Origin of the sequence: Actinospineispora acaciae DSM 45401 (assembly GCF_000620785.1) — a bacterium.
Taxonomy (GTDB): domain Bacteria; phylum Actinomycetota; class Actinomycetes; order Mycobacteriales; family Pseudonocardiaceae; genus Pseudonocardia; species Pseudonocardia acaciae.
The window spans coordinates 182480-202156 of the sequence record NZ_JIAI01000014.1 but is presented as its reverse complement, the minus strand read 5'-3'; the positions used below and the strand labels follow the sequence as shown (position 1 = coordinate 202156).

Annotated in this window: 21 protein-coding genes; 13 read left to right on the top strand and 8 right to left on the bottom strand. The window is 72.3% G+C overall.

The window, feature by feature from the left end; all coding sequences use genetic code 11:
- From N912_RS0140060 to N912_RS0140045, 4 genes are all read left to right on the top strand, one after another.
- A partial coding sequence (locus N912_RS0140060) for an NADH-quinone oxidoreductase subunit H (protein WP_028926859.1) occupies nt 1-501 on the top strand: 501 nt, incomplete at its 5' end.
- 90 nt (nt 502-591) lie between these two features.
- Nucleotides 592-1272, top strand: a complete 681-nt coding sequence (locus N912_RS0140055) for a hypothetical protein (protein WP_028926858.1) — start codon at nt 592-594, stop codon at nt 1270-1272.
- The gene (locus N912_RS0140050) at nt 1272-2747 is read left to right on the top strand and encodes a proton-conducting transporter transmembrane domain-containing protein (RefSeq protein ID WP_028926857.1); all 1476 of its coding nucleotides are present in this window, start codon (nt 1272-1274) and stop codon (nt 2745-2747) included. Before N912_RS0140055 ends, N912_RS0140050 begins: the two co-directional genes overlap by 1 nt.
- Nucleotides 2744-4246 carry a hydrogenase large subunit gene (locus tag N912_RS0140045; RefSeq protein ID WP_211261562.1) on the top strand — a complete coding sequence of 501 codons (1503 nt, stop codon included), beginning with the start codon at nt 2744-2746 and terminating at the stop codon, nt 4244-4246. Before N912_RS0140050 ends, N912_RS0140045 begins: the two co-directional genes overlap by 4 nt.
- Here N912_RS0140045 and N912_RS0140040 read toward each other — a convergent pair whose 3' ends face one another.
- Nucleotides 4247-4684, bottom strand: coding sequence for a CBS domain-containing protein (locus tag N912_RS0140040; protein ID WP_028926855.1), 438 nt, complete (start codon nt 4682-4684; stop codon nt 4247-4249).
- A 227-nt stretch (nt 4685-4911) separates the two neighbouring features.
- Here N912_RS0140040 and N912_RS0140035 point away from each other — a divergent pair, with 227 nt between their 5' ends.
- Nucleotides 4912-5739, top strand: coding sequence for a transglycosylase SLT domain-containing protein (locus tag N912_RS0140035; RefSeq protein ID WP_028926854.1), 828 nt, complete (start codon nt 4912-4914; stop codon nt 5737-5739).
- Between the two features lie 20 nt (nt 5740-5759).
- On the opposite strand, the gene N912_RS66635 is transcribed toward N912_RS0140035, so the two are convergent.
- The gene (locus tag N912_RS66635; protein ID WP_084211658.1) at nt 5760-8747 is read right to left on the bottom strand and encodes an ABC transporter ATP-binding protein; all 2988 of its coding nucleotides are present in this window, start codon (nt 8745-8747) and stop codon (nt 5760-5762) included.
- A gap of 105 nt (nt 8748-8852) precedes the next feature.
- Between N912_RS66635 and N912_RS66630 the strand changes: the two genes are divergently transcribed.
- Together N912_RS66630 and N912_RS61155 are read left to right on the top strand one after the other, a co-directional pair.
- The gene (locus N912_RS66630) at nt 8853-8978 is read left to right on the top strand and encodes a hypothetical protein (protein ID WP_281176357.1); all 126 of its coding nucleotides are present in this window, start codon (nt 8853-8855) and stop codon (nt 8976-8978) included.
- A 407-nt stretch (nt 8979-9385) separates the two neighbouring features.
- Entirely contained in the window at nt 9386-9829 is a 444-nt protein-coding gene (locus N912_RS61155) for a hypothetical protein (protein ID WP_028926852.1), read from the top strand.
- Nucleotides 9830-9837: 8 nt separating this feature from the next.
- On the opposite strand, the gene N912_RS0140010 is transcribed toward N912_RS61155, so the two are convergent.
- On the bottom strand, nt 9838-10536 hold the full coding sequence (locus N912_RS0140010; protein WP_051581456.1) for a histidine phosphatase family protein: 699 nt from the start codon (nt 10534-10536) through the stop codon (nt 9838-9840).
- 157 nt (nt 10537-10693) lie between these two features.
- Between N912_RS0140010 and N912_RS57615 the strand changes: the two genes are divergently transcribed.
- Both N912_RS57615 and N912_RS0140000 read left to right on the top strand, forming a co-directional pair.
- Nucleotides 10694-10930, top strand: a complete 237-nt coding sequence (locus N912_RS57615; protein ID WP_028926850.1) for a CbtB domain-containing protein — start codon at nt 10694-10696, stop codon at nt 10928-10930.
- Between the two features lies 1 nt (nt 10931).
- Nucleotides 10932-11780 (top strand): CbtA family protein, encoded by an 849-nt coding sequence (locus tag N912_RS0140000; RefSeq protein ID WP_028926849.1) that lies wholly within the window; start codon nt 10932-10934, stop codon nt 11778-11780.
- Here N912_RS0140000 and N912_RS57610 read toward each other — a convergent pair whose 3' ends face one another.
- On the bottom strand, nt 11781-12176 hold the full coding sequence (locus tag N912_RS57610; RefSeq protein WP_037068985.1) for a metalloregulator ArsR/SmtB family transcription factor: 396 nt from the start codon (nt 12174-12176) through the stop codon (nt 11781-11783). It abuts the gene before it with no gap.
- 163 nt (nt 12177-12339) lie between these two features.
- Here N912_RS57610 and N912_RS0139990 point away from each other — a divergent pair, with 163 nt between their 5' ends.
- Both N912_RS0139990 and N912_RS57605 read left to right on the top strand, forming a co-directional pair.
- Complete coding sequence (locus tag N912_RS0139990; protein ID WP_028926848.1) at nt 12340-12930, top strand: TetR/AcrR family transcriptional regulator; 591 nt, start codon at nt 12340-12342, stop codon at nt 12928-12930.
- Between the two features lie 182 nt (nt 12931-13112).
- The gene (locus tag N912_RS57605) at nt 13113-14453 is read left to right on the top strand and encodes an FAD-dependent oxidoreductase (RefSeq protein WP_051581455.1); all 1341 of its coding nucleotides are present in this window, start codon (nt 13113-13115) and stop codon (nt 14451-14453) included.
- A gap of 35 nt (nt 14454-14488) precedes the next feature.
- Here the strand turns inward: N912_RS57605 and N912_RS0139980 are convergent, their stop codons facing one another.
- Nucleotides 14489-15634 carry a YcaO-like family protein gene (locus N912_RS0139980; RefSeq protein ID WP_051581454.1) on the bottom strand — a complete coding sequence of 382 codons (1146 nt, stop codon included), beginning with the start codon at nt 15632-15634 and terminating at the stop codon, nt 14489-14491.
- Nucleotides 15635-16522: 888 nt separating this feature from the next.
- Here N912_RS0139980 and N912_RS0139975 point away from each other — a divergent pair.
- Both N912_RS0139975 and N912_RS0139970 read left to right on the top strand, forming a co-directional pair.
- Nucleotides 16523-17005, top strand: a complete 483-nt coding sequence (locus tag N912_RS0139975) for an RrF2 family transcriptional regulator (protein WP_028926846.1) — start codon at nt 16523-16525, stop codon at nt 17003-17005.
- A gap of 46 nt (nt 17006-17051) precedes the next feature.
- Complete coding sequence (locus N912_RS0139970) at nt 17052-18278, top strand: NAD(P)/FAD-dependent oxidoreductase (protein WP_028926845.1); 1227 nt, start codon at nt 17052-17054, stop codon at nt 18276-18278.
- A 49-nt stretch (nt 18279-18327) separates the two neighbouring features.
- Here N912_RS0139970 and N912_RS0139965 read toward each other — a convergent pair whose 3' ends face one another.
- From N912_RS0139965 to N912_RS0139955, 3 genes are read right to left on the bottom strand one after another with little or no spacing between them, the layout of a single operon-like run.
- Entirely contained in the window at nt 18328-18798 is a 471-nt protein-coding gene (locus N912_RS0139965) for a hypothetical protein (protein ID WP_156994320.1), read from the bottom strand.
- Nucleotides 18795-19145 (bottom strand): winged helix-turn-helix domain-containing protein, encoded by a 351-nt coding sequence (locus tag N912_RS57600; protein WP_051581453.1) that lies wholly within the window; start codon nt 19143-19145, stop codon nt 18795-18797. The genes N912_RS0139965 and N912_RS57600 overlap by 4 nt, the downstream gene beginning before the upstream one ends.
- Entirely contained in the window at nt 19142-19564 is a 423-nt protein-coding gene (locus N912_RS0139955; RefSeq protein WP_156994319.1) for a hypothetical protein, read from the bottom strand. The genes N912_RS57600 and N912_RS0139955 overlap by 4 nt, the downstream gene beginning before the upstream one ends.
- Between the last annotated feature and the right edge of the window lie 113 nt (nt 19565-19677).

Sequence of the window (19677 nt, the reverse complement as noted above, 5' to 3'; positions counted from 1 at the left end):
GCGTTGTCGGTGCGGGTGGGGTCGACGAACCTGGCCGACATTGTGGCGGCGACGGTGCGTGATCCGTCGCGGGTGGTTTCGCCGGTGTCGTTGTTGGCGGCGGTGGCGTTGGTGGTTGTGGTGGTCGCGGAGACTGGGCGGTTGCCGGTGGACAACCCGTCGACGCATCTGGAGTTGACGATGGTGCACGAGGCGATGGTGTTGGAGTACGCCGGGCCGGACCTGGCGTTGGTGGAGTTGGCCTCGGCGATGCGCCTGGCGGTGTTCCTGGGCTTGCTGGCGAACCTGTTCCTGCCCTGGGGCATCGCCACCACCGCCACCCCGGCCGCGCTGGGGATCGGCGTGCTCGCCCTGGTCGCCAAGGTCGGCCTGCTCGGCACCGCGCTCGCCGCCGCCGAGGTCTTCCTCGCCAAGCAGCGACTCTTCCGCGTCCCCGAGCTCCTGGCCGCCTCCTTCCTGCTCGCCCTCCTAGCCGCCACAACCTCGTACTTCCTGGACTGACCGAATGCTCACGCAGCGGGTTCGTACGTCGCACACGTGCTGTAGCGCATGTGTGACGGACGGAGTGGGTGTGCGAGCGAGGGGAGAGCGGTGACGCATACGCAGGCGCTGGAGGTGGCGAGCGCGGGGTTGCTGGTGACGGCCGTGCTGGTGTTGTGGCGGCGGGAGCTGCCGGTGACCATCCGGGTGTTCGCCGTGCAGGGGGTGGCGTTGGCGCTGCTGGTCGGTGTGCTGGCGGCCGGGCAGGATTCGCCGGAGCTTCTTGCCGTGGCCGTCGGGCTGCTGGTGCTGCGCGCGGGGGTGCTGCCGGCGTTGCTGCGGCGCGCGCTGGCCGGCGCGGGGCAGGAGCGCGCGGAGACCCGGCCGGTGGTGGCGGGGGCGGAGGCGGAGAAAACAGTCGCTGTAGGGACGTCGCTGCTGGTCGCGGCGGCGTTGACGCTGCTGGCGTACGCGATCTCGCAGCCGCTGGTGGCGCTGAACCCGTCGCCGGCGACCAGGGCCATCCCGGTCGGCGTGGCCGTGCTGTTGATCGGGTTCTTCGTGCTGGTGACCCGGCGGCGGGCGGTGTCGCAGCTGGTCGGCTTCCTGCTGATGGACAACGGGATCACCGCCGTCGGTTTCCTGACCATGTCCGGGCTGAGCCTGATCGTCGAGCTGGGGGTGTCGCTGGACGTGCTGCTGGCGGTGCTGGTGCTGCGCATCCTCACCGCCCGGATGCACGAGACGTTCGGCGACACCGACCTCGGCGAGCTACGGGAGCTGCACGACTGATGACAGTGATGTTGACGGTGCTGGCGCCGGTGCTGGGTGCCGCCGCGTACGCCGCGCTCGGCTGGCGCCGGGCCACCGCCTGGATCGGCGCGCTCACCGCCGCGACAGTGCTGGCCGCCGCGATCCACACCGCCGTGGCGGTGACCGGGGACGGCCCGTACCCGGTCCTGGGCGGGATGGTGCGGGTGGACGCGCTGTCCGCGTTCATGCTGGTCGTGATCGGCGCCGTGGCGCTGCTGGCCGCCGTGGCCACCCCCGCCCACTTCGCCACCGAGATCGCCGCCGCCCGCGCCACCCCCCGCACCGCCCGCCGGCACTGCCTGCTGGTCCAGCTGTTCCTGGCCGCGATGGCGTGCGCGGTGCTGGCCTCGAGCCTGGGCGTGCTGTGGGTGGCGGTGGAGGCGACCACCATCTGCACGGCGTTCCTGGTCGGGCAGCGGCGGGTCCGTTCGGCGGTGGAGGCGGCCTGGAAGTACGTGGTGATCTGCTCGGCGGGCATCGCGCTGGCGCTGCTGGGCACGCTGCTGCTGAACTACGCCGCCTCCTACGCGCCGGGCACCGACGGGCTGGACCTGACGGCGCTGGCCGCCGCCGCGCCGGGCCTGGACCCGGGAGTGACCCGGATCGCGGTGTTGCTGCTGCTGGTCGGGTTCGGGACCAAGGCGGGGCTGGCGCCGCTGCACGCCTGGCTGCCGGACGCGCACTCCCAGGCGCCGGCCCCGGTGTCCGCGCTGATGTCCGGGGTGCTGCTCTCGGTGGCGTTCTACGCGATGCTGCGGGTCAAGATGATCGCCGACGGGGCGCTGGGCGTCGGGTTCGCCCGCACCCTGCTGCTGGTGATGGCGCTGGCCTCGCTGCTGGTCGCGGCGTCGCTGATGCTGGCCCAGCGCGACCTCGAGCGGCTGCTGGCCTACTCCAGCATCGAGCACCTCGGCCTGGTCGCGCTCGGTGCCGCGATCGGCGGGCCGGCGGCGCTGGCGGCGGTGCTGCTGCACATCGTGGGCCATGGGATGACCAAGGCCTCGTTGTTCCTCGGCGCCGGGCGGATCCTGCAGCTCACCGGCACCGCGCGGATCGACGGACGTCGCGCATTGGCCGCGCGGGCGCCAGGGCTGGCCGGGTGCGTCGGGCTCGGGGCACTGGCGCTGGTCGGGCTGCCGCCGTTCAGCCTGTTCGCCAGCGAGCTGGGCATCGCCCGCGCCGGGTTCGCCGCCGGGCTGGGCTGGGTGACGGCGGCCGCTCTGCTGTTGATGCTGGTCATCGCCGCCGCGGTGGTCGGCCACCTGAGCCGGGTGCTGCTCGGTGCGCCGGCGCCCGACGGACCCGGTGCGGCCGCCGCCCCGGCGAGGTTGCCGGTGGCGGTCGCGCTCGCGGTGGGCGGCGGCCTGGCGGCCTGCGCGGTGCTCGGCGTGACGGCGGGCCCGCTGGACGTCCTGCTCCGAACCGCCGCCGAGGTCCTGGGAGGAACACCGTGACAACGATCGCGTCCGCGCCACCGACCGCCGCCCGCGTCCTCGGTCCGGACGAGCTGCCCGTACACGCGGCGGAGCTGTTGGCTGACGGTTTCCGGGTGGCGTTGGTGGCCGGGCACGACGACGGCGATGCCGGGTTGCGCGCGGTGTACGTGTTCACCGGCGGCGGGCGGCGGGTGGAGCTGCGGGTGCCGCTGCGCCGCGAGGCGCCGGAGGTGCCGAGCCTGGCGGGGGTGTCGTTCGCGGCCGGCCGGTTCGAGCGGGAGATGCGGGACCTGTTCGGGATCGTGCCGGTGGATCATCCGTTGCCGCGTCGGCTGGTGCGGCATTTCCACTGGCCGAAGGGCTGGTATCCGATGTTGGCCGATGCCGGTGCGCCGCCGGAGTTCGGCGATGTGGACGGGCCGTATCCGTTCCGGACGGTGGAGGGGCCGGGGGTGTACGAGATACCGGTCGGTCCGGTGCACGCCGGGATGATCGGGCCGGGGCACTTCCGGTTCTCGGTGGTCGGCGAGACGATCCTGAACTTGAAGGCGCGGCTGTGGTTCACCCACCGGGGGGTGGAGAAGCTGTTCGCCGGCCGCCGCCCGGATCGAGGGGTGGAGTTGGCCGAGCGGGTCAGCGGCGACACCTCGGTGGGGCACACGGTGGCGTTCTGCCAGGCGGTGGAGGACGCGCTCGGGTGGCGGGTGCCGGCGGACGCGGCCCGGTTGCGCGGGGTGCTGCTGGAGCTGGAGCGGCTGTACAACCATGTCGCCGACATCGGCGCGCTGTGCAACGACGTCGGCCACGGCGTGCTGAACTCCCACGCCCAACGGATCCGCGAGCGGCTGCTGCGGGTCAACGACGCGGTGACCGGGCATCGGCTGCTGCGCGGCGCCGTCCGCCCCGGCGGGGCCGAGGTGGAGTCGCTGCCGGACCCGTCGGAGCTGTCCGCGATCGGCGCGGACATCGCCGAGATCGTCGCGCTCGCGCTGGACAACACGGTGGTGGTGGACCGCTTCACCGGCACCGCCGTACTCACCACCGCCCAGGCCGCCGACCTGGGCACCCTCGGCTACATCGCGCGCGCCAGCGGCCTGGCCGTCGACGCCCGCCACGACCACCCCGCGCTGCCCGACCCGGTGCCGCGCGTCCACCACACCCGCACCGACGGCGACGTGCTGTCCCGGTTCACCGTGCGCGCGGAGGAGATCGCGGCGTCCGTCGAGCTGATCACCGCGCTGGTCGCCACCCTGGACGGCCGGCTGGGCGCGGCGGCCGCACCGCCCGAACCACCGCCCGCCGAGCGCTCCGGCGTCGGCATCACCGAGGGCTGGCGCGGCACGATCGTGCACCGCGTCGAACTGGCCGCCGACGACACCCCGACCCGGGTCAAGATCGTCGACCCGAGCTTCTTCAACTGGCCTGCGCTGCCGGTGGCGCTGGCCGACACGATCGTCCCGGACTTCCCGCTGACCAACAAGAGCTTCAACCTGTCCTACCCCGGCAACGACCTTTGACTAGTGCCGCGCCATGTAGAGGTCGCGGAGGATGCCGGTCTCCAGCTCCATCTCGTCCAGCCGGGCGCGCACCACGTCGCCGATGCTGACCAGGCCGACCAGGTCGCCGTCGCGCAGCACCGGCAGGTGACGGTAACGCGAGTGGGTCATGGTGACCATGATGTCGGAGATGCTGTCGGTGGGGGCGCAGGTGGGCACGTGGTGCAGCATCACGTCGGACACCGGCATCCCCAGCAGCCGCTCGCCGTGCAGCCGCATGCCTCGGATGATGTCGCGCTCGGAGACCATGCCGCTGAACCCGTGCGGAACGCCGGTCACCACCAGCGCGCCGATGCGGGGTGGGCCGATGAGATGGCCGAGCGCCTCCTTGACGGTGCACCACGGCTGAATCGTGGTGACCTGGTGGCCCTTGGCTCGCAAGATCGACTCGACCTTCATGCTGCCCCCTCCGAATCGAGGTCGCGTGCCCACTCGAATCGGCCCGCGACCTACCAGGCTTGCGGTGGTGCATGGGACTTCTGAGGCTATGCTCGCTCGCCCGGCGTCGGCAATGGTTGTTGTTATCAATGGGCTGAGAAAGCATCTCAGCGTGTCAAGGTGTACCGCCGATGGGGTCGAACCGGCGGTGGCTCTGGGTCACCGCGCCGGACGATTAAGTTGGTTGGGTGACATCACCGCGCGCTCGGCGACGGCTGTTGGCGGCGGTCGGCCTGGTGATCTTCGTGGGCGTGCTGGTCGCGGTGATCGTGAGCCGCCCGACGGTCCCGCCGCCGCCCGGGTGCACTGTCACGCTGGCCTCGGGCGGCGGCGACCCGGACAACGTCGAGGCCTACCCGATGACCCCGGAGCAGGCCGACAACGCGGCCACCATCGCCGGCGTCGGCGCCAAGCTCGGCATGCCCGACCACGCCGTGACCGTGGCGATCGCGACGGCCCTGCAGGAGTCCGGCCTGCGCAACCTGCCGCACGGCGACCGGGACTCGCTCGGGCTGTTCCAGCAGCGGCCGAGCCAGGGCTGGGGCGCCGCGGCCCAGCTGATGGATCCCGTGTACGCCGCCACCGCGTTCTACCAGCGGCTACGTCAACAGCCGAACTGGGCGACGCTGGAAGTGACGGGCGCCGCTCAGCTGGTGCAGCGGTCGGCGACGCCGCTGGCCTACGCGCGCTGGGAGCCGCAGGCGCGCGCCACCGCCGCCGCCCTCACCGGCGAGGCGGAGGCCAGGCTGAGCTGTCATGACCTGCGGCTCGGGCCGCCGGCGGACGTGCTGGTGACGGTGGCGAAGCGGGAGCTCGGCACGGCCGCGCTGTCCGGCCGGCACCCCCCGGAGCGGGCCCGCGCGGTGGCCCACTGGCTGGTCGCGCACGCGAACCGGCTGGCCATCGACCGGGTCACCCTGGACGGCGAGACCTGGACGGCGGAGTCCGGCGAGTGGAACCGCACCGGGCCGCCGGACGGCCAGCTCAGCCTGCACCTGGTGGGCGCGGCGAGCTGACCGTCCGGTCGGGTACGACGTCAGTTCTCGGAGCCGGCGTCGAACGCCGTGCCGCCCGACCAGCGCGGCATGGGCCGGCGTTGCGAGGACCGCTGCGGCATCGGGACCGGGCGCAGGCGCTGGGTGGGGATGGGCAGCGGGACCTCCAGCCCGCTGGCGGCCGTTCGCGGACGCGGGATCGACAGCGGGCGGTGCGAGCCGGGCAGCGATCCGGCGTGGGACGCCGGCCTCGGTTCGGGCTGGGAGCGGGGGTACGGGGTGGGGTGCGGCCGGGGGCGCGGAGTCGGGTGGGGCCGAGGGTGCGGGGTGGGACGCGGGCGCGGCTCCGGTTCGGGGGACGGGTGCGGCGCCTCGGGTTGCGGCGACGGCGCGGCGTGCCTGGGTGCGGAGCTGGACGCGGCGGGCGCCGGGTCGGACGCCGGTGCCGCGTGGCGTGGCGCCGAGCTGGACGGCCCCGGCCCCGGGCGCTCGCCGAGGGCGGCGGCGTTGAGTGCGGCGGCGTTGAGCGCTGCGGCGTTGAGGGCGGTGGTGGGTGGCTCGGCGTGGCGTGGCTGTGACATCGGCGTGTCCTCACGTGTGTCGGGGGTGGACGTGACGGGACGCGGCTCGGGCCGTACGGCGGTGTGGGGCGGCTCGATCCGTGGTGCGGCCGGGCGCGGTTCGGGGCGTGCGGCGGCACGGGGTTCGGCGCTGGGCGCGCCGGGTCGGGGCTCGGCGCCGGGTGCGGCGAGCCGGGGGTCTGGCAGTCGGCGTTCGGGGAGTCGGCGTTCGGAGGTGATGACCCGGGTCCTGGAGGTGGGGCCGGACAGGCGGGTGTCCCAGGCACGGGGGTCGGGGCCGGGCCCGGCCGGCCGTGGCTCGGCGGGCGGCCTGGGGCGGCCGGGGCGGGGGCGGTTCGCGGCCGGCCGGGCCGGCACCGGGCGCAGCGAGCGGGTGGCGGTGACGTCCTGGCGCTGGCGCGGGCGCCCGGCCGGGCGGGGCGGGCCGCCGGGGTGGTGCAGCCGGTACAGCTCGGCGTAGCCGGGGGAGCGGGACAGCAGCTCGCGGTGGGTGCCGAGGCCGGCCACCCGGCCGCGTTCGAGGTAGACGATCCGGTCGGCCTCGGTCACGGTGAGCAGGTTGTGCGAGATGACGATCGTGGTGCGCCCGGTCATGGCCCGGCGCAGCGGCGCCATCACCCGCTGCGTGGACGCCGCGTCCAGGCCGGTCGTGGGCTCGTCCAGCAGCAGCAGCGGCGCGTTGCGGATCATGGCGCGGGCGAGCGCGATGCGCTGGCGCTGTCCGCCGGAGAGCATCATGCCGCGCTGGCCGACCCTGGTCTGGTAGCCGGCGGGCAGCCCGGTGACGAACTCGTGCGCGTCGGCCTCGCGGGCCGCGGCGACGATCTCGTCGTCGGTGGCGTCCGGCTTGCCCCACCTGATGTTCTCCGCGATCGTGCCGTCGAAGACCAGGGTCTCCTGCAGCACCACCGCGATGTTCCCGCGCAGCTCGCCCAGCCGCAGTTTGCGCAGGTCGACGCCGTCCAGGCTGACGGTGCCCCGGGCCGGGTCGTGCATCCGCAGCAACATCCGCATCAGCGTGGACTTGCCGGCGCCGCTGGCCCCGACCACCGCGATCGTCTCGCCGGGTGCGACGCGGAAGGTGACGCCGTCCAGCGCCGGTCGCTCGCCGCCCTCGTAACCGAAGCCGACCCGCTCCAGCCGCACGGCGCCGCGCGCGCGGCCCAGCGCGACCGGGTTGGTCGGGTCCGACACCTCGGGCTCGGTGTCGAGCACCTCGATGACCCGCTCGGCGCCGGCGCTGGCCGCGAACATCGTGTTCGTCAGGTCGCCGAACCCGGTGATCGGCCCGTAGAGCTGGGTCAGGTAGCCGATGAACACCAGCAGCCCGCCCAGGGTGATCCGGCCGGCGGCCAGCTCGCGCAGCCCGAACCCGACCACCAGCAGGACGCCGCTCGCCTCCAGCAGGTTGGTGAACGGGTGGAACAGCGCCTCGAGCTTGGTGGCCACCATCTGCGCGGTGAAGCTGCCCAGGTTCTCGGCCCGGAACTTCGTGGTCTCGTGCGCCTGCCGGTGGTAGGCCTGCACCAGCGCGGCGTTGTGCAGGCTCTCCTCCGCGACCGCGCTGATCGTGCCGGACCGGCGCCGCTGCTCCCGGGACGCCTTCTTGATCCGGCGCGCGAAGAACCGGGCGAGCAGCAGGAACACCGGCGCGGCGACCAGCGCGAGCAGGGCCAGCTGCCAGTTCAGGACGAACAGCGCGCCGGCGAAGAAAATGATCTGGAACAGATAGGTCAACGCCCTGCTGACGCCGGTCAGCAGCAATTCTTCGATCGCGTTGATGTCGCCGGTGAGCCGCGCCAGGATATCGCCGAGCTGGCGTTTTTCGAAGAATGTGAGAGAAAGCTGCTGCAAATGGGCGAACACCCTGCAGCGCAGGTTCATCACGAATCGCTCGGCGACCCAGGCGCTGAGGTACTCGTCGACGAACGAGACGATCCCCTCCAGCAGGGTGACCACCACGAACGCCGCCGCGATGTACGGGAACCGGGCCACGTCGCGGGTGGTCAGCACCTCGTCGACCAGGATCTTGAACAGCCAGATCCCGGCGGCCGCCAGCGCGGGCGGGACCGCGATCAGCGCCAGCCCGAGCACCAGCCGGCCGCGGAAACCCTTGGTGTCCGGCCAGAACCGCTGGAAGATCGTGCGGATGCGGACCGTCGGCGCCGCGTCGACCAGCGAGCCCGAGGCCCTGTCCGGCTTGTCGTCCAGCCCGTCATCCGGCTCGTCGGCCACCGTGTTCGCCGTGTCCTTGTCCGCCGTGTCCTTGTCCGTCGCGCTCGTCTCGGCCGGCGTGGCCTTGGTGGCTTTCGTGGCCGGCGTGTCCGGAGCGACCGGGCTGGGGACGGCGGTGGTCTTGCTCTCGTCGACGGCGGTGGCGTCGGGCGGGAGCGCGGTGGTCGGGGCGTCCGTCTCGGGACGTCCCCTTCGCCTAGTGTGAGCGCCCATGACCTGCGCGGGAAGTGCCGCCAGCCCCGCCCGACGGGAGATCGAGCGGGGCCGGCGTGCCTTCCTCGGTCAGCGGCAGCCGCACCGGCACCGGCTGTGGTGCCTGTGCCGGCGACGACGGCGGCCGCCGTTGCAGTCGTCGTCATCGTCGTGGCGGTGGCGGTGACGGCGGAAGTCGTCGTCGAACCGGCCGCGACCCGCGACCACGATCTTGAACGCACTCATGTGTAGCGATCCCTTCTATCTGGGAATGCGGCCCTCGGGGGTGGCCGCTGTGAAGGACATCAGAGCCACCTATGAATTCGTTTCAAGGTCGCGGGGGCTCCACCCGATCGGCCCAGGAGCAACCCGATTAAAGCAAAAGGAGTAGCGGTTGTGCGCCACTTTCGAATTTCGGGGGACTACCTCGGCATAACGAAAACAGGACGCGTTCGGTTAATGGTCCGGGGCCGGCGCCGGCTCACCCGGACGGTGGCGGTTGCTCCGTTGGAGTCATGTGGGCCGTTCCTGTGTGACACCGCGTGACCGGTCGTCGAGCCAACCGTCAGAACCGGCGTGTCGCGCGCGGTCGGTGGAGCGTGGAGCCCCTAACCTGCGGGAAGGCGTCACTCGTTCAGGTGATATAACTGGGAGCCACGATGACACAGGGTGCGCGATGGGCCACGGAGGGCGACCCGTCGGTGCTCGGTTGCCCCACCGGACACCGGCATCGTTTCCGGATTGCCGGCGTCGGTGCCGGCGGCGCCGTGCAGGGCCTGGCGCTGCGTTGCCCGGACTGCGCCGAGCGTTCCGCCGCCGAGCAGATGGCCGAGATCGTGGCCGCCCGCCGGCAGACCCTCGCCGGCCTGGCCGGCCTGCCGGTGCGGACCCGGGCCGACCTTGCCGCGTCCGGCGCTCTCGCCAAGATCTACAGCGGCACCGTGGCCGCCGTGCGCGAGGCCGCCGACCACTGCCGGCACCAGACCGGCGTCGAGCCCCCGGCCTGCCTGCGTCCCGGTGAGTCGCCGGCCGGTGGGGACCGCGCGCGGGCGACTGCCGTGCTCGATGCCGCCGCCGACTGGCTGGCCCGCCTCCCGCGCTGACGGTCGTGTCAGCGGGCGAGGGAGCGTAGCGACCAGCGGTTGGGGCCGCCGGCGAGGACCGTGCGGCTCAGCGGCGCGACGTCGATGCGCCAGATCGACAGCGGCGGCGCGCCGATGGCGTGCGCCACGGCCGCCCTGATCAGCGTCGGGTCGGCGATTACGAGCAGTCTTGGCTCGCCTTGGCGGTGGCCGTGGTCGGCGTGGTCGCGGTGGTCGGCGTGATCGCGGTGGTGGCCCTCCGCTCCATAGCTAGACCGACGGTCGGTCTGTTTAGACCGACGGTCGGTCTGTTTGGCGGGGACGGCTTCGGGAGCGGCGGTCTCGGGCGCGAGGTCGTCCAGCCAGCGCCCGATCCTGGCCAAGAACTCGGCGATCGTCTCGCCCCCGTGCGGTCGCGCGGACGGATCGGCCAGCCACGCGGTGAGGCCGGCCGGGTCCCCGGCGGCCACCTCGTCGAGCGTGCGGCCGGTCCACCCGCCAAAGTCGCAGCCGGCCAGGCCCGGGTCCGTCACCGCGGTCACACCGGCCGCCTCGGCGGTCTGCCGGCAGCGCGTCGACGGCGCGCACAGCGCCCGGTCCGCCCGGGGCAGTCGGCCGGCGAGTGCGCGCGCCCCGGAGCGGCCGGCGGCGTCGAGAGGCTCGTCGGCGGGGAACGCGGCGGTTCGAATGGCGGTGGTGGCGGCGTGGCCGAGCAGCGCGAGCCGCATCTGGAGCTTGATCCTCTCCGGTCGGTCGAGGCGCGTGGAGCATTATCTGATCAGATGAACGACTATGGAGCTATTGACCTGGACGAACGGCGGTCATACCGTCGTTCGCGGACCTCGCGGGGTCCTGGCGGTTCCTGGTGGCTGGAGAGGGTGGCACATGACTTCACACGCGTTCGGCCAGCCCGGGGCGTCATCGGCCGGGGCCGGATCCCGGCCGGTGCCGCTGTCGGTGTCCGGGGCGCTGCCCTGGCTGCTCGGCGCCCTGGTCTTCGGGTTGGCGCTGTACTACCTGGTCGGCATCGACGAGGGCGCCACCTCGGTGTTCGGCAACACCATGGCCGTGCACGAGCTGATGCACGACGCCAGGCACTTCCTCGGCTTCCCCTGCCACTGAGGTGGTCAGGCAACTCGTACTGCGCGGCGTCGGCGTCGGGGCGCTCGGCGGGCTGCTCGCGTTCGTGTTCGCGCGCATCCTGGTCGAGCCGCTGGTCCAGGCGGCGATCGACTACGAGGGCGGACGCGACGACGCCCGCGCGGCCCTGGACGCCGCCGCTGGCCTGCCGGTCAACCCGCACGAGCACGAGATGTTCAGCCGTGGCGTCCAGGCCAACCTGGGCATCGGGCTGGGCATGGTGCTGTTCGGGGTCGCGATGGGCGCGCTGTTCGCCGTCGCGTACTGCCTGGCGTGGGGCCGCGTCGGCCGGCTGAGCCCGCGCGCGCTGGCGCCGCTGGTCGCGCTGGGCGGTTTCGTCACGCTGTACCTGGTGCCGTTCCTGAAGTATCCGGCGAACCCGCCGGCCATCGGGCACGAGGACACCATCGGCGAGCGCACCGGGCTGTACCTGCTGATGGTGCTCGGGGCGGTGGCGGCGGGGGTGCTCGCGGTGTGGCTGGGGCGGCGGCTGGTCGACCGGCTGGGCAACTGGAACGCCACCCTGGTCGGGGTGCTCGGGTTCGTGGTGCTGGTCGGCGTGCTGATGGCGGCGCTGCCGTCGCTCGGCCAGCTCGGGATCAACGTCGAGCAGTACGGCGAGCTGGCCACCGAGACGCCGACGCCGCTGCGGGACGCGCGCGGCACCATCGTCTTTCCCGGTTTCGACGCCGACCTGCTGTTCCGGTTCCGGCTCTACTCGCTGGGCGCGCAGGCGCTGCTCTGGGCGGTGATCGGGCTGGGCTTCGCGCCGCTGGCCGAGCGCGTGCTCGGCCGCTCCGGGCGCGCCACCGAGGACGCCGCCACGGTCTAGCTACGCCGGGCGGTGCCGGTGGTCGGCGCTGGGCACCGGTTCCTCGGCCACCCCGGGGAGCTGGCCGAGCAGCGCGCGCAGCCCGTCGTCGGTGAGCTGGTAGTGGATGGTGCGGCCGTCGCGGCGGGTGGCCACTACGCCGTGCGCGCGCAGCAGCCGCAGCGCCTGCGACACCGTGCTGTCCTTGACGCCGGTCGCGGCGGCCAGGTCGGACACGCAGATCTCGCCCGCGTGGTGGATGCACAGCAGCAACGCCAGCCGGGTCTGGTCGGCCAGCAGCGCGAACCGGGTGGCCCAGTCGCGCAGCGTCTCCGGGTCGGGCAGGTGCGCGATCGCCTCGCAGACGCGCTCGCCGTCGACCAGGGGGCGCGGGTCGTCCGGATCAAGCAGATGCACCCCGCCATTGTGACCCGGCCTACGCGCCGTTCGCCGTCCACGTCCGGCCGGGCGGAGCGCGGGGTCGTGAAGATAGCGCCTTGACGGCCGCCGCTCCGGGCTGGTTCACTTTCTCGTGAATGGCTCAACCAAGTGGTTGGTTGAAGAGAATGAGAGGCAAGACATGGCGGGGCGGCGGAGCGCGGACACGGCGGTCGATCGGGAAGGCGCGCTGGTGCTCGGCGCGTTCCGGCTGATCTCCGAGCGCGGTTTCGAGGGGCTGCGGCTGCGCGACGTCGCCGCCACGGCCGGCATCGACCACTCCACGCTGCACCACTACTTCCCGACCAAGCAGGACCTGGTGGCCGCCGTGGTGGCCCACGCGATCGACGAGTTCCGCGCGCAGGCCGACACCGGGGACGAGCCGGGGGCACGGCGGCGGCTGCGGCTGCACCTGCAACGGCTGGCCGCGGCGCTGCGTACCCGACCGGAGCTGTACCTGGTGCTTCGGGAGATGGACCTGCGCGCGGCCAGGGACCCGGCGGTCCGGGACATCCTCGACGGGCACGAGCGGGGCTGGCGCGCGGCGTTGTCCGCCCGGTTCCGGGACGCCGAGGCGGAGGCGGGCGCCCAACGTGTGGATGCCCCCCGGATCGACCCGGAGCGCGGCACCGAGCTGGTCATCGCCGCGGTCAAGGGGGCCAGCTTCGCCCCGGCGGCCGGCGCGGACTCCCTCGAGCTGCTCGCCGAGCTGCTCTACCCGGACGCAACCTGAGGAGGACCCGTGTCCAGTGTCGTACTCAAAGCTTGGGCTATTCATCAAGACCGCCTCCGGCGGTCGCGCGCCGGAGCGTTGACCCCCCCAGGTCGCCTTGCTCAGGCGCGAGTCCGGCGCTCGGGCGGACCTCCGGCCCGTCGTCGCTGGTCGGACCAATGAATAGCCCTCCGCATCCGGACGTGATCATCATCGGCGCCGGCCTGGGAGGCCTGTGCCTGGCCCAGGGGCTGCGCCGGGCGGGCGTGAGCGTCGGCGTCTACGAGCGGGACCGCTCCGCCACCGACCGCCTGCAGGGCTACCGCATCCACATCGACACCGACGGCAGCCGCGCGCTGCACGAGTGCCTGCCGCCGGCGCTGTGGCGCGCGCTGGTGGCCACCGCCGGCGACCCGGGCACCGGGTTCACCTTCCTCACCGAACGCCTCGCCGAGCTGCTCGCGGTGGACGCCGCCCTCATGACCGGCGGCTCCGCCGACCCCGCCGACGGCCACCACGCGGTCAGTCGGATCACCCTGCGGCTGCTGCTCATGGGCGGGCTGGACGACGCGCTGCACTTCGGCAAGGAGTTCGAACGCTACGAGCACGCCGCCGACGGCCGGGTCACCGCGCACTTCGCCGACGGCACCTCGGTGACCGGGGACGTGCTGGTCGGCGCGGACGGGGTGAACTCACGGGTGCGCCGCCAGTACCTGCCGCACGCCGGCCGGGTGGCGACCGAGGGCGTCGGCGTTGGCGGCAAGCTGACGCTCGACCCGCACACCCGCGCCTGGCTGCCGTCAAGGATCGCCGGCGGCCTGAACTTCGTGGTCGCCCCGGAGCACGCGCTGTTCACCGCGATCTTCGCCCGCCGCGCGACCAGCCAGGACGCCATGCGCGAGCTGGACGCCGAGGTACGGGCGGCCGGGCTGGACCCGGACCTGCTGTTGCGCGGCGCCGAGGACGTCGACTACGTGCTCTGGGCGTTCATCACGCACCGGGACACCTTCGGCGCGGATGCCGAGGCACTGCCCGCTGAGGCGCTGCGCGAGCGGATCCTCGCCGTGACCGGGGGCTGGCATCCCGACCTGCGGCGGGTGATCTCCGACACCGACCCGGCCACCGTGTCCCTGTTCGGCTTCAGGTCCTCGGTCCCGGTACCGCCGTGGCCCAGCGGCCCCGTCGTGCTCATCGGCGACGCGATCCACAGCATGCCCCCGACCGGCGGGATCGGCGGCAATACCGCGCTGCGCGACGCCCAGCACCTGTCCCGCGCGCTGGCCTCGGTGCACCGGGGCGAACGCGCGCTGCCGGACGCGGTGCGCGAGTTCGAGGCGCGGATGCGCGACTATGCGTTCGCCGCCGTCCGCCACTCGATGCGCAACCACGACCTCGCCGTCACCAGCGGCCGCCTGCGCCGGCTCGGCTTCCGGGCGTTCCTGCGGGCCTGCGCGTTGCTGCCGCCGATGCGGCGCCGGGCGTTCGGCCGCAACTGGTCGAACCCGACGGCGTCGCGGTCGCCCGAGGCCCGCGCTCGGATCTGATCTCGTCGCCCCGCTCGACCGCCGAGGCCGAGCGGTCAGCGGCCGCCGCCGTTGCCACCGTGCAGGCGGGAGCGTCCTCGTGTGCCGGGGAAGACGACGATTCCATCAGTGACGACTATGAAACGCTCCAGCCCGGGGACGAGGACGTGGAGCACGGCGAGGTGGTCGTTGGTGTATCGCTGCCGAACATAGGCGGTCAGGCCGTGCCGGTGCAGGCGTTGCAACAGGCCGTTCAGGTGGTCATGGGGAGTGCCCGGCGCCGCCGTGTCGGTGAACGGCACCGACATGGCGTCGGCGAGCCGGCCGGTGAGGTCGGTGAGATAGCAGTTGTGCAGCGGGGGGTACGGCTCGGTGCCCACGTGGCGTTCGGGCATCAGGTGGTTTTCGTGGATGAGCACGCTGTGGCACTGGATGAGCTCGGCCAAGGCCCGTTCGGCGGCGTAGCGGCGTGACAGGGATGCCCCGAAGCCACGCACCTCGGCGGGTTGCCCGGGTCGAGGGGGGAGCGCGTAGGCCCAGAACGCCGGCACCTCGAGGTCGGTGGTGATGTCGATCAACCACACCCGGCGACCGAGGCGCGCCTCGGCATCGCGGTACGGCGCGGCGAGTTGGGCGGGCAACGTTGACGGGTCGACGATCCGAGGCGGTGGCGGCTGGGCGGCGAGGAACTGGTCGATGAGCAGCAGTGAGCTCGCGTCGCGTTCGATCGCCTCGTTGATGGCGTGCACCATGGCCTCGACCGGGCTGATGCCGGCGGCCCATCCGCTGTTGTTCGCGTATCGGCCCAGCACGGAGTAGTCGTAGCCGTCGCCGGCGGCCGCCCTGGTCGAGGCGGCACCGGGTTCGACGTACTCGGGCAGGGACACGAACGCCGGCGCGTGGTGTTCGGTGCCGTCGGTAAGCGACCGATAGGGCAGGCAGGCCAACGGCGTATCCGGTCCTTCCGCCAGCAGCCCGATGGCGGGCTCGGCGGCCAGCGGCCCGGCCGCGACCTGGTGGGCGGCACGCAACGACCGGTCCGCGACCAACCGGCCGGTATCGAAACTGAAATAGTGCTCGAACGCTTCGAACAAGGCCCCAACCCGCGCCACGTCCTCGGGTCCCTTGCCCGAGCCGTCGCCGTGCGTGACGGCCGACCCGTCCCGGCGCAGGAAACATCGCCAGGAACCGGGGTCGCCCACCGGTACCGGGTGAAACTGAGCGGTCAGGCCGAGCTCGGACAGCGCGGCTTGGCCATGTTCCCAGGCCTGGTCCAGGCCGACACCTCGCTCCCCGCACTGAACACCCGATCGGACGTCGGAAACCTCGGCAGTGCCGTGAGCGCCTGACATCGACATCACAACGGGCTCCTCGTCGTACGGGACGAAGGTGGGCGTCAGAAAGAGTCCCCCGGAACGGGAGAGTGTCCGTTGCCGGGGGACCGGAGAGCTATTCCGAACTCGCGGCGGGCCGAGGTCGCGCCTCGTCGCCGGGCTCGAGTGTGGACAGTTCGGCCAACAGCGCCTGCTCGCTGTCGGTCAGAACGACCTGTGAGATCTTCGCGCGATAGTAGTTTGGCCAACCCATGATCTTTTCTCCTCGCATTGTGTCCGGGTTGATTCTCTGCACGGTGCGAGCGGGATGTCCATCACGCCAGACCCGGGATTACAAGCCCGAGCGCCCGGCTCGATTAGCACCGCGCTAAGAGTGCCTTAAATCTTTGTTCATCACTCCCTCCGGTTGGGGGAGAATGGTGGACGTTGGCGCCACAACTTAGAATCGTAACATGAAACAAGGGTAGGAAAACCCGCTCTCCGGGGCGATGTCGACTCGATTGAGCTTTGTACGTTTTCTGGTTGGTCGCTTGCGGGTCTTGTTTGCTCGACGGTGGTTGCTCGATCGGGCGATGCGATCGCTGCTAACGGATTCTGGTGGCGCCTTTGTTGGGCAGGGCGAGCGAGGCATCTGTGCCGCCTGGGGCACGGGCTCGACGGCCGTCGTGTCTCGCCGGTCTCGCCCTGGGTGCCGCGCGTCCCAGTCGTCGGGGGAGTTCTTGACGTCCAGTATCCCGGATATGTAACATCCGGTTTATGCGGATGGGCGAGGGCGTCGAGTGGGTGTTGCACAGCCTGCTCACGCTGGGGTGGCTGGGCGACGGTGAGCCGCTGCCCGCCGCCCGGCTCGCCGCCGGCAACGACCTGCCGCCTGCGTACCTGAACAAGCAGCTCCAGGCGCTGGTCAGGGCCGGCCTGCTGACGTCGACGTCGGGTCCGCGCGGCGGGTTTCGGCTGGCCAGGCCGCTGTCGGAGATCACGTTGATGGACGTGGTCGCCGCCATCGAGGGTCCGGACGAAGCGTTCCGCTGCACCGAGATCCGTCGGCGGGGCTCGGGCGCGGCCGCGCCCGACAGCGAGTTCGCCGAGCCGTGCGCGGTCTCCGCCGCGATGCGCCGCGCCGAGCTGGCCTGGCGCCGCGAGCTGGCCGCGCAGACGGTGGCCGACGTGCTGGCCGCCGCCGACAGCCACGCCCCGAGCGCGGGGCGGCGGGTACGGCGTTTCCACGGTCGGGACTGAGAACTTGATCAACAAGGGTGAGAGCGGAAGTGGGAGGAGATTCTGGATGTCGAATATCCTGGTTGTGGGCGGTGGCTTCGCCGGGGTGTGGAGCGCGGCGGCCGCCGTTCGGGCCGCCCGCGCGGCCGGCGCGTCCGAGCTGACCGTGACGCTGGTCGCGCCCGGGGACGACCTGGTGATCAGGCCGCGGCTCTACCAGGCCGACCCGGACACCATGCGCGTCCCGCTGGACCGCGTGCTCGGTCCGATCGGAGTGCGCCGGGTCGCCGCGACCGTCACCAACATCGACACCGCCGCCCGGAAGGTGAGCGCCGTCGAGCGCGACGGCCGGCCGATCGAGTTGGGCTACGACCGCCTGGTGCTGGCCACCGGCAGCCAGCTGGTGCGGCCGGACCTGCCGGGCGCGGAGCACCTGCACGACGTCGACACCATGCCCGCCGCCGCCGCGCTGGACGCCCACCTGCACCGCCTGCCCGACCGCCCGGACGGCCCCGGCCGGTTCACCGCCGTCGTGGTCGGTGCCGGGTTCACCGGCCTGGAGGTGGCGACCGAGCTGGTCGAGCGGCTGCGGGCGATCGCGGAGCCGGTGGGCGCGGCCGGCAGCGTGCGGGTCGTGCTGGTGGAGCGCGCGGACGTGGTCGGCGCCGAGCTGGGCGCGGGCCCCCGGCCGCAGATCCTGAAGGCGCTGGCCGAGCTGGGCGTCGAGGAGCGGGTCGGGGTCAGCGTGCGCGAGGTCCGGCCGGACGGCGTGACGCTCTCCGACGGGACCGAGCTGCCCGCCGCGACGGTGGTGTGGTCGGCCGGCGTGCTGGCCAGCCCGCTCACCGCCGCGATCCCCGCCGGCCGGGACCGCCTCGGCCGCCTCGAGGTGGACGAGTACCTGCGGGTGGTCGGGGTGCCCGAGGTGTACGCGGCCGGCGACACCGCCGCCGCCGTCGCCGAGGAGGGCCACCACGTGATGCAGAGCTGCCAGCACGCCCTGCCGCAGGGCCGGTTCGCCGGTCACAACGTCGCCGCCGACCTGCTCGGCCTGCCGGCGGCGCCGTTCGCCCCCGACCCGTACGTCACCTGCCTGGACCTCGGCGCGGCCGGCGCGGTCTTCACCAAGGGCTGGGACCGGGCCGTCGAGTTGACCGAGCAGGAGGCCAAGCAGCGCAAGCGCCAGGTCAACGAGGTCTGGATCTACCCACCGGTGGACGACGCCGAGGAACTGCTCCGCCGCGCCGACTACCGCACCTCGACCCGCCAGCCCTACATTCCGTTGCCGGCCTGACGCTTGCCGGCGAGCGGTGGGGGCTCGTCTTTCCCGGTCGACGGAGGCGTCAGCGGGCGATGGTGACGGCTCGCCGTCGCCGTTGCCTCCTTGCCAGGGTGAGGATCAGCACGAACACCGCGACCGGGTGGTCGAGACCGGGCAGGTCGGCCTCCAGGTTGCGGCTGGACCAACCTGAGACGCGGACGTGGCCGATTCGTCTATCGCCTTCGACGAGAACTTGGTCCGCGCGCCCGATCGAGTCCTGCGCGAACTGGTAGCTGTGTCCCTCGGCCTCGACGTTCCAGCCCCTGAGCCCTGCTCGTTCCGCGGTGGCGACCGGCTGTCCGGCAGCGGACTCCAGCCGATAGTTGCGGCCGAATGGTGAGGCTATGAGGGTGTAGTGGCGCCCGTCCAGGACCAGGTCGCCTCCGTGCCGCAACGTTCGTGCGGAGATCGTGGTGGCGGGGGCGTCGCCGAGGGCGATGTCGTAATGGGAGGGGAACCCGGTCCGGTGGGCACGCAGCATGGGTGCGTTCATGATGTCTCCTGGGAACGGTTGTCGGGTGTCCGTGTGCTGGCCAGGCCGGCGACGGGGGTAGCGATGATGGCGCGCAGGGTGTCGCAGTGGCCGGCGAATGCCTGTTGGCCCTGGGGCGTCAGCGACAGCCAGGTGCGGGGGCGCTTACCGATGAAGCCCTTGCGGACGTGCACGTAGCCGGCGTCTTCGAGGACGCGGACGTGTTGGGACAGTAGGGACTCGCTTACCTCGAGGGCCTCACGCAGCGCCTTGAACTCCGCTTCCCCCGTGGCGGCGAGAGCGGCCATCAACGAGAACCGCACCGGGGTGTGGATGCGGTCGTCGAGATGATGGCGAGGGTGGGTCACCGTCGGACCCGCAGCCACACGCGGATGGCTTCGTGAAACGCCGGCGCGGCCACCACTACCCCCATCAGCGCCCACCAGCCCACGGCGTGGTCCAGATAGGTGGGTCCGAACCAGGACACCGCCGTGACGTACAGCATCGCCCAGGCCACGACCCACTTCCGGGTGTCTCGTCTGCTGGTGGGGCGGACGTGGTGTCGGGACTTCCACCAGGAGAACCCCACTATCCAGGCCACGATGACCAGCGCGAACGCGATCGCCGTCGCTGTGTCATCGATTACCGGCACCCACGCCACGATCCCGATGGTGAGCACGCCGAAGACGATCATCAATGCCGGATACCAGCGTCCGGCGCGGCGGATCTGGACCTGTATCTGCTCGGCATGTCCCAGCATCACCGCTGGATCGGTGTCCTCGTGCATGACCGCGTCCTCCAACAACAGGAATCTTAAAGTAGATTAACGATACTAAAGTTGATGGCCACGGCTTATGTGGGGGTGCCCCTGAGTGTGGTTGTGGGTTCGCCGGTGTCGGT

Bases quoted from the DNA above. Each gene is read 5' to 3' on its own strand.
- N912_RS0140050 (WP_028926857.1), top strand. From the start codon at position 1,272: ATGACAGTGATGTTGACGGTGCTGGCGCCGGTGCTGGGTGCCGCCGCG.
- N912_RS0140040 (WP_028926855.1), bottom strand. From the start codon at position 4,684: ATGAAGGTCGAGTCGATCTTGCGAGCCAAGGGCCACCAGGTCACCACG.
- N912_RS66635 (WP_084211658.1), bottom strand. From the start codon at position 8,747: ATGGGCGCTCACACTAGGCGAAGGGGACGTCCCGAGACGGACGCCCCG.
- N912_RS61155 (WP_028926852.1), top strand. From the start codon at position 9,386: ATGACACAGGGTGCGCGATGGGCCACGGAGGGCGACCCGTCGGTGCTC.
- N912_RS0140010 (WP_051581456.1), bottom strand. From the start codon at position 10,536: ATGCGGCTCGCGCTGCTCGGCCACGCCGCCACCACCGCCATTCGAACC.
- N912_RS57615 (WP_028926850.1), top strand. From the start codon at position 10,694: ATGACTTCACACGCGTTCGGCCAGCCCGGGGCGTCATCGGCCGGGGCC.
- N912_RS0139990 (WP_028926848.1), top strand. From the start codon at position 12,340: ATGGCGGGGCGGCGGAGCGCGGACACGGCGGTCGATCGGGAAGGCGCG.
- N912_RS0139975 (WP_028926846.1), top strand. From the start codon at position 16,523: ATGCGGATGGGCGAGGGCGTCGAGTGGGTGTTGCACAGCCTGCTCACG.
- N912_RS0139970 (WP_028926845.1), top strand. From the start codon at position 17,052: ATGTCGAATATCCTGGTTGTGGGCGGTGGCTTCGCCGGGGTGTGGAGC.
- N912_RS0139965 (WP_156994320.1), bottom strand. From the start codon at position 18,798: ATGAACGCACCCATGCTGCGTGCCCACCGGACCGGGTTCCCCTCCCAT.
- N912_RS0139955 (WP_156994319.1), bottom strand. From the start codon at position 19,564: ATGCACGAGGACACCGATCCAGCGGTGATGCTGGGACATGCCGAGCAG.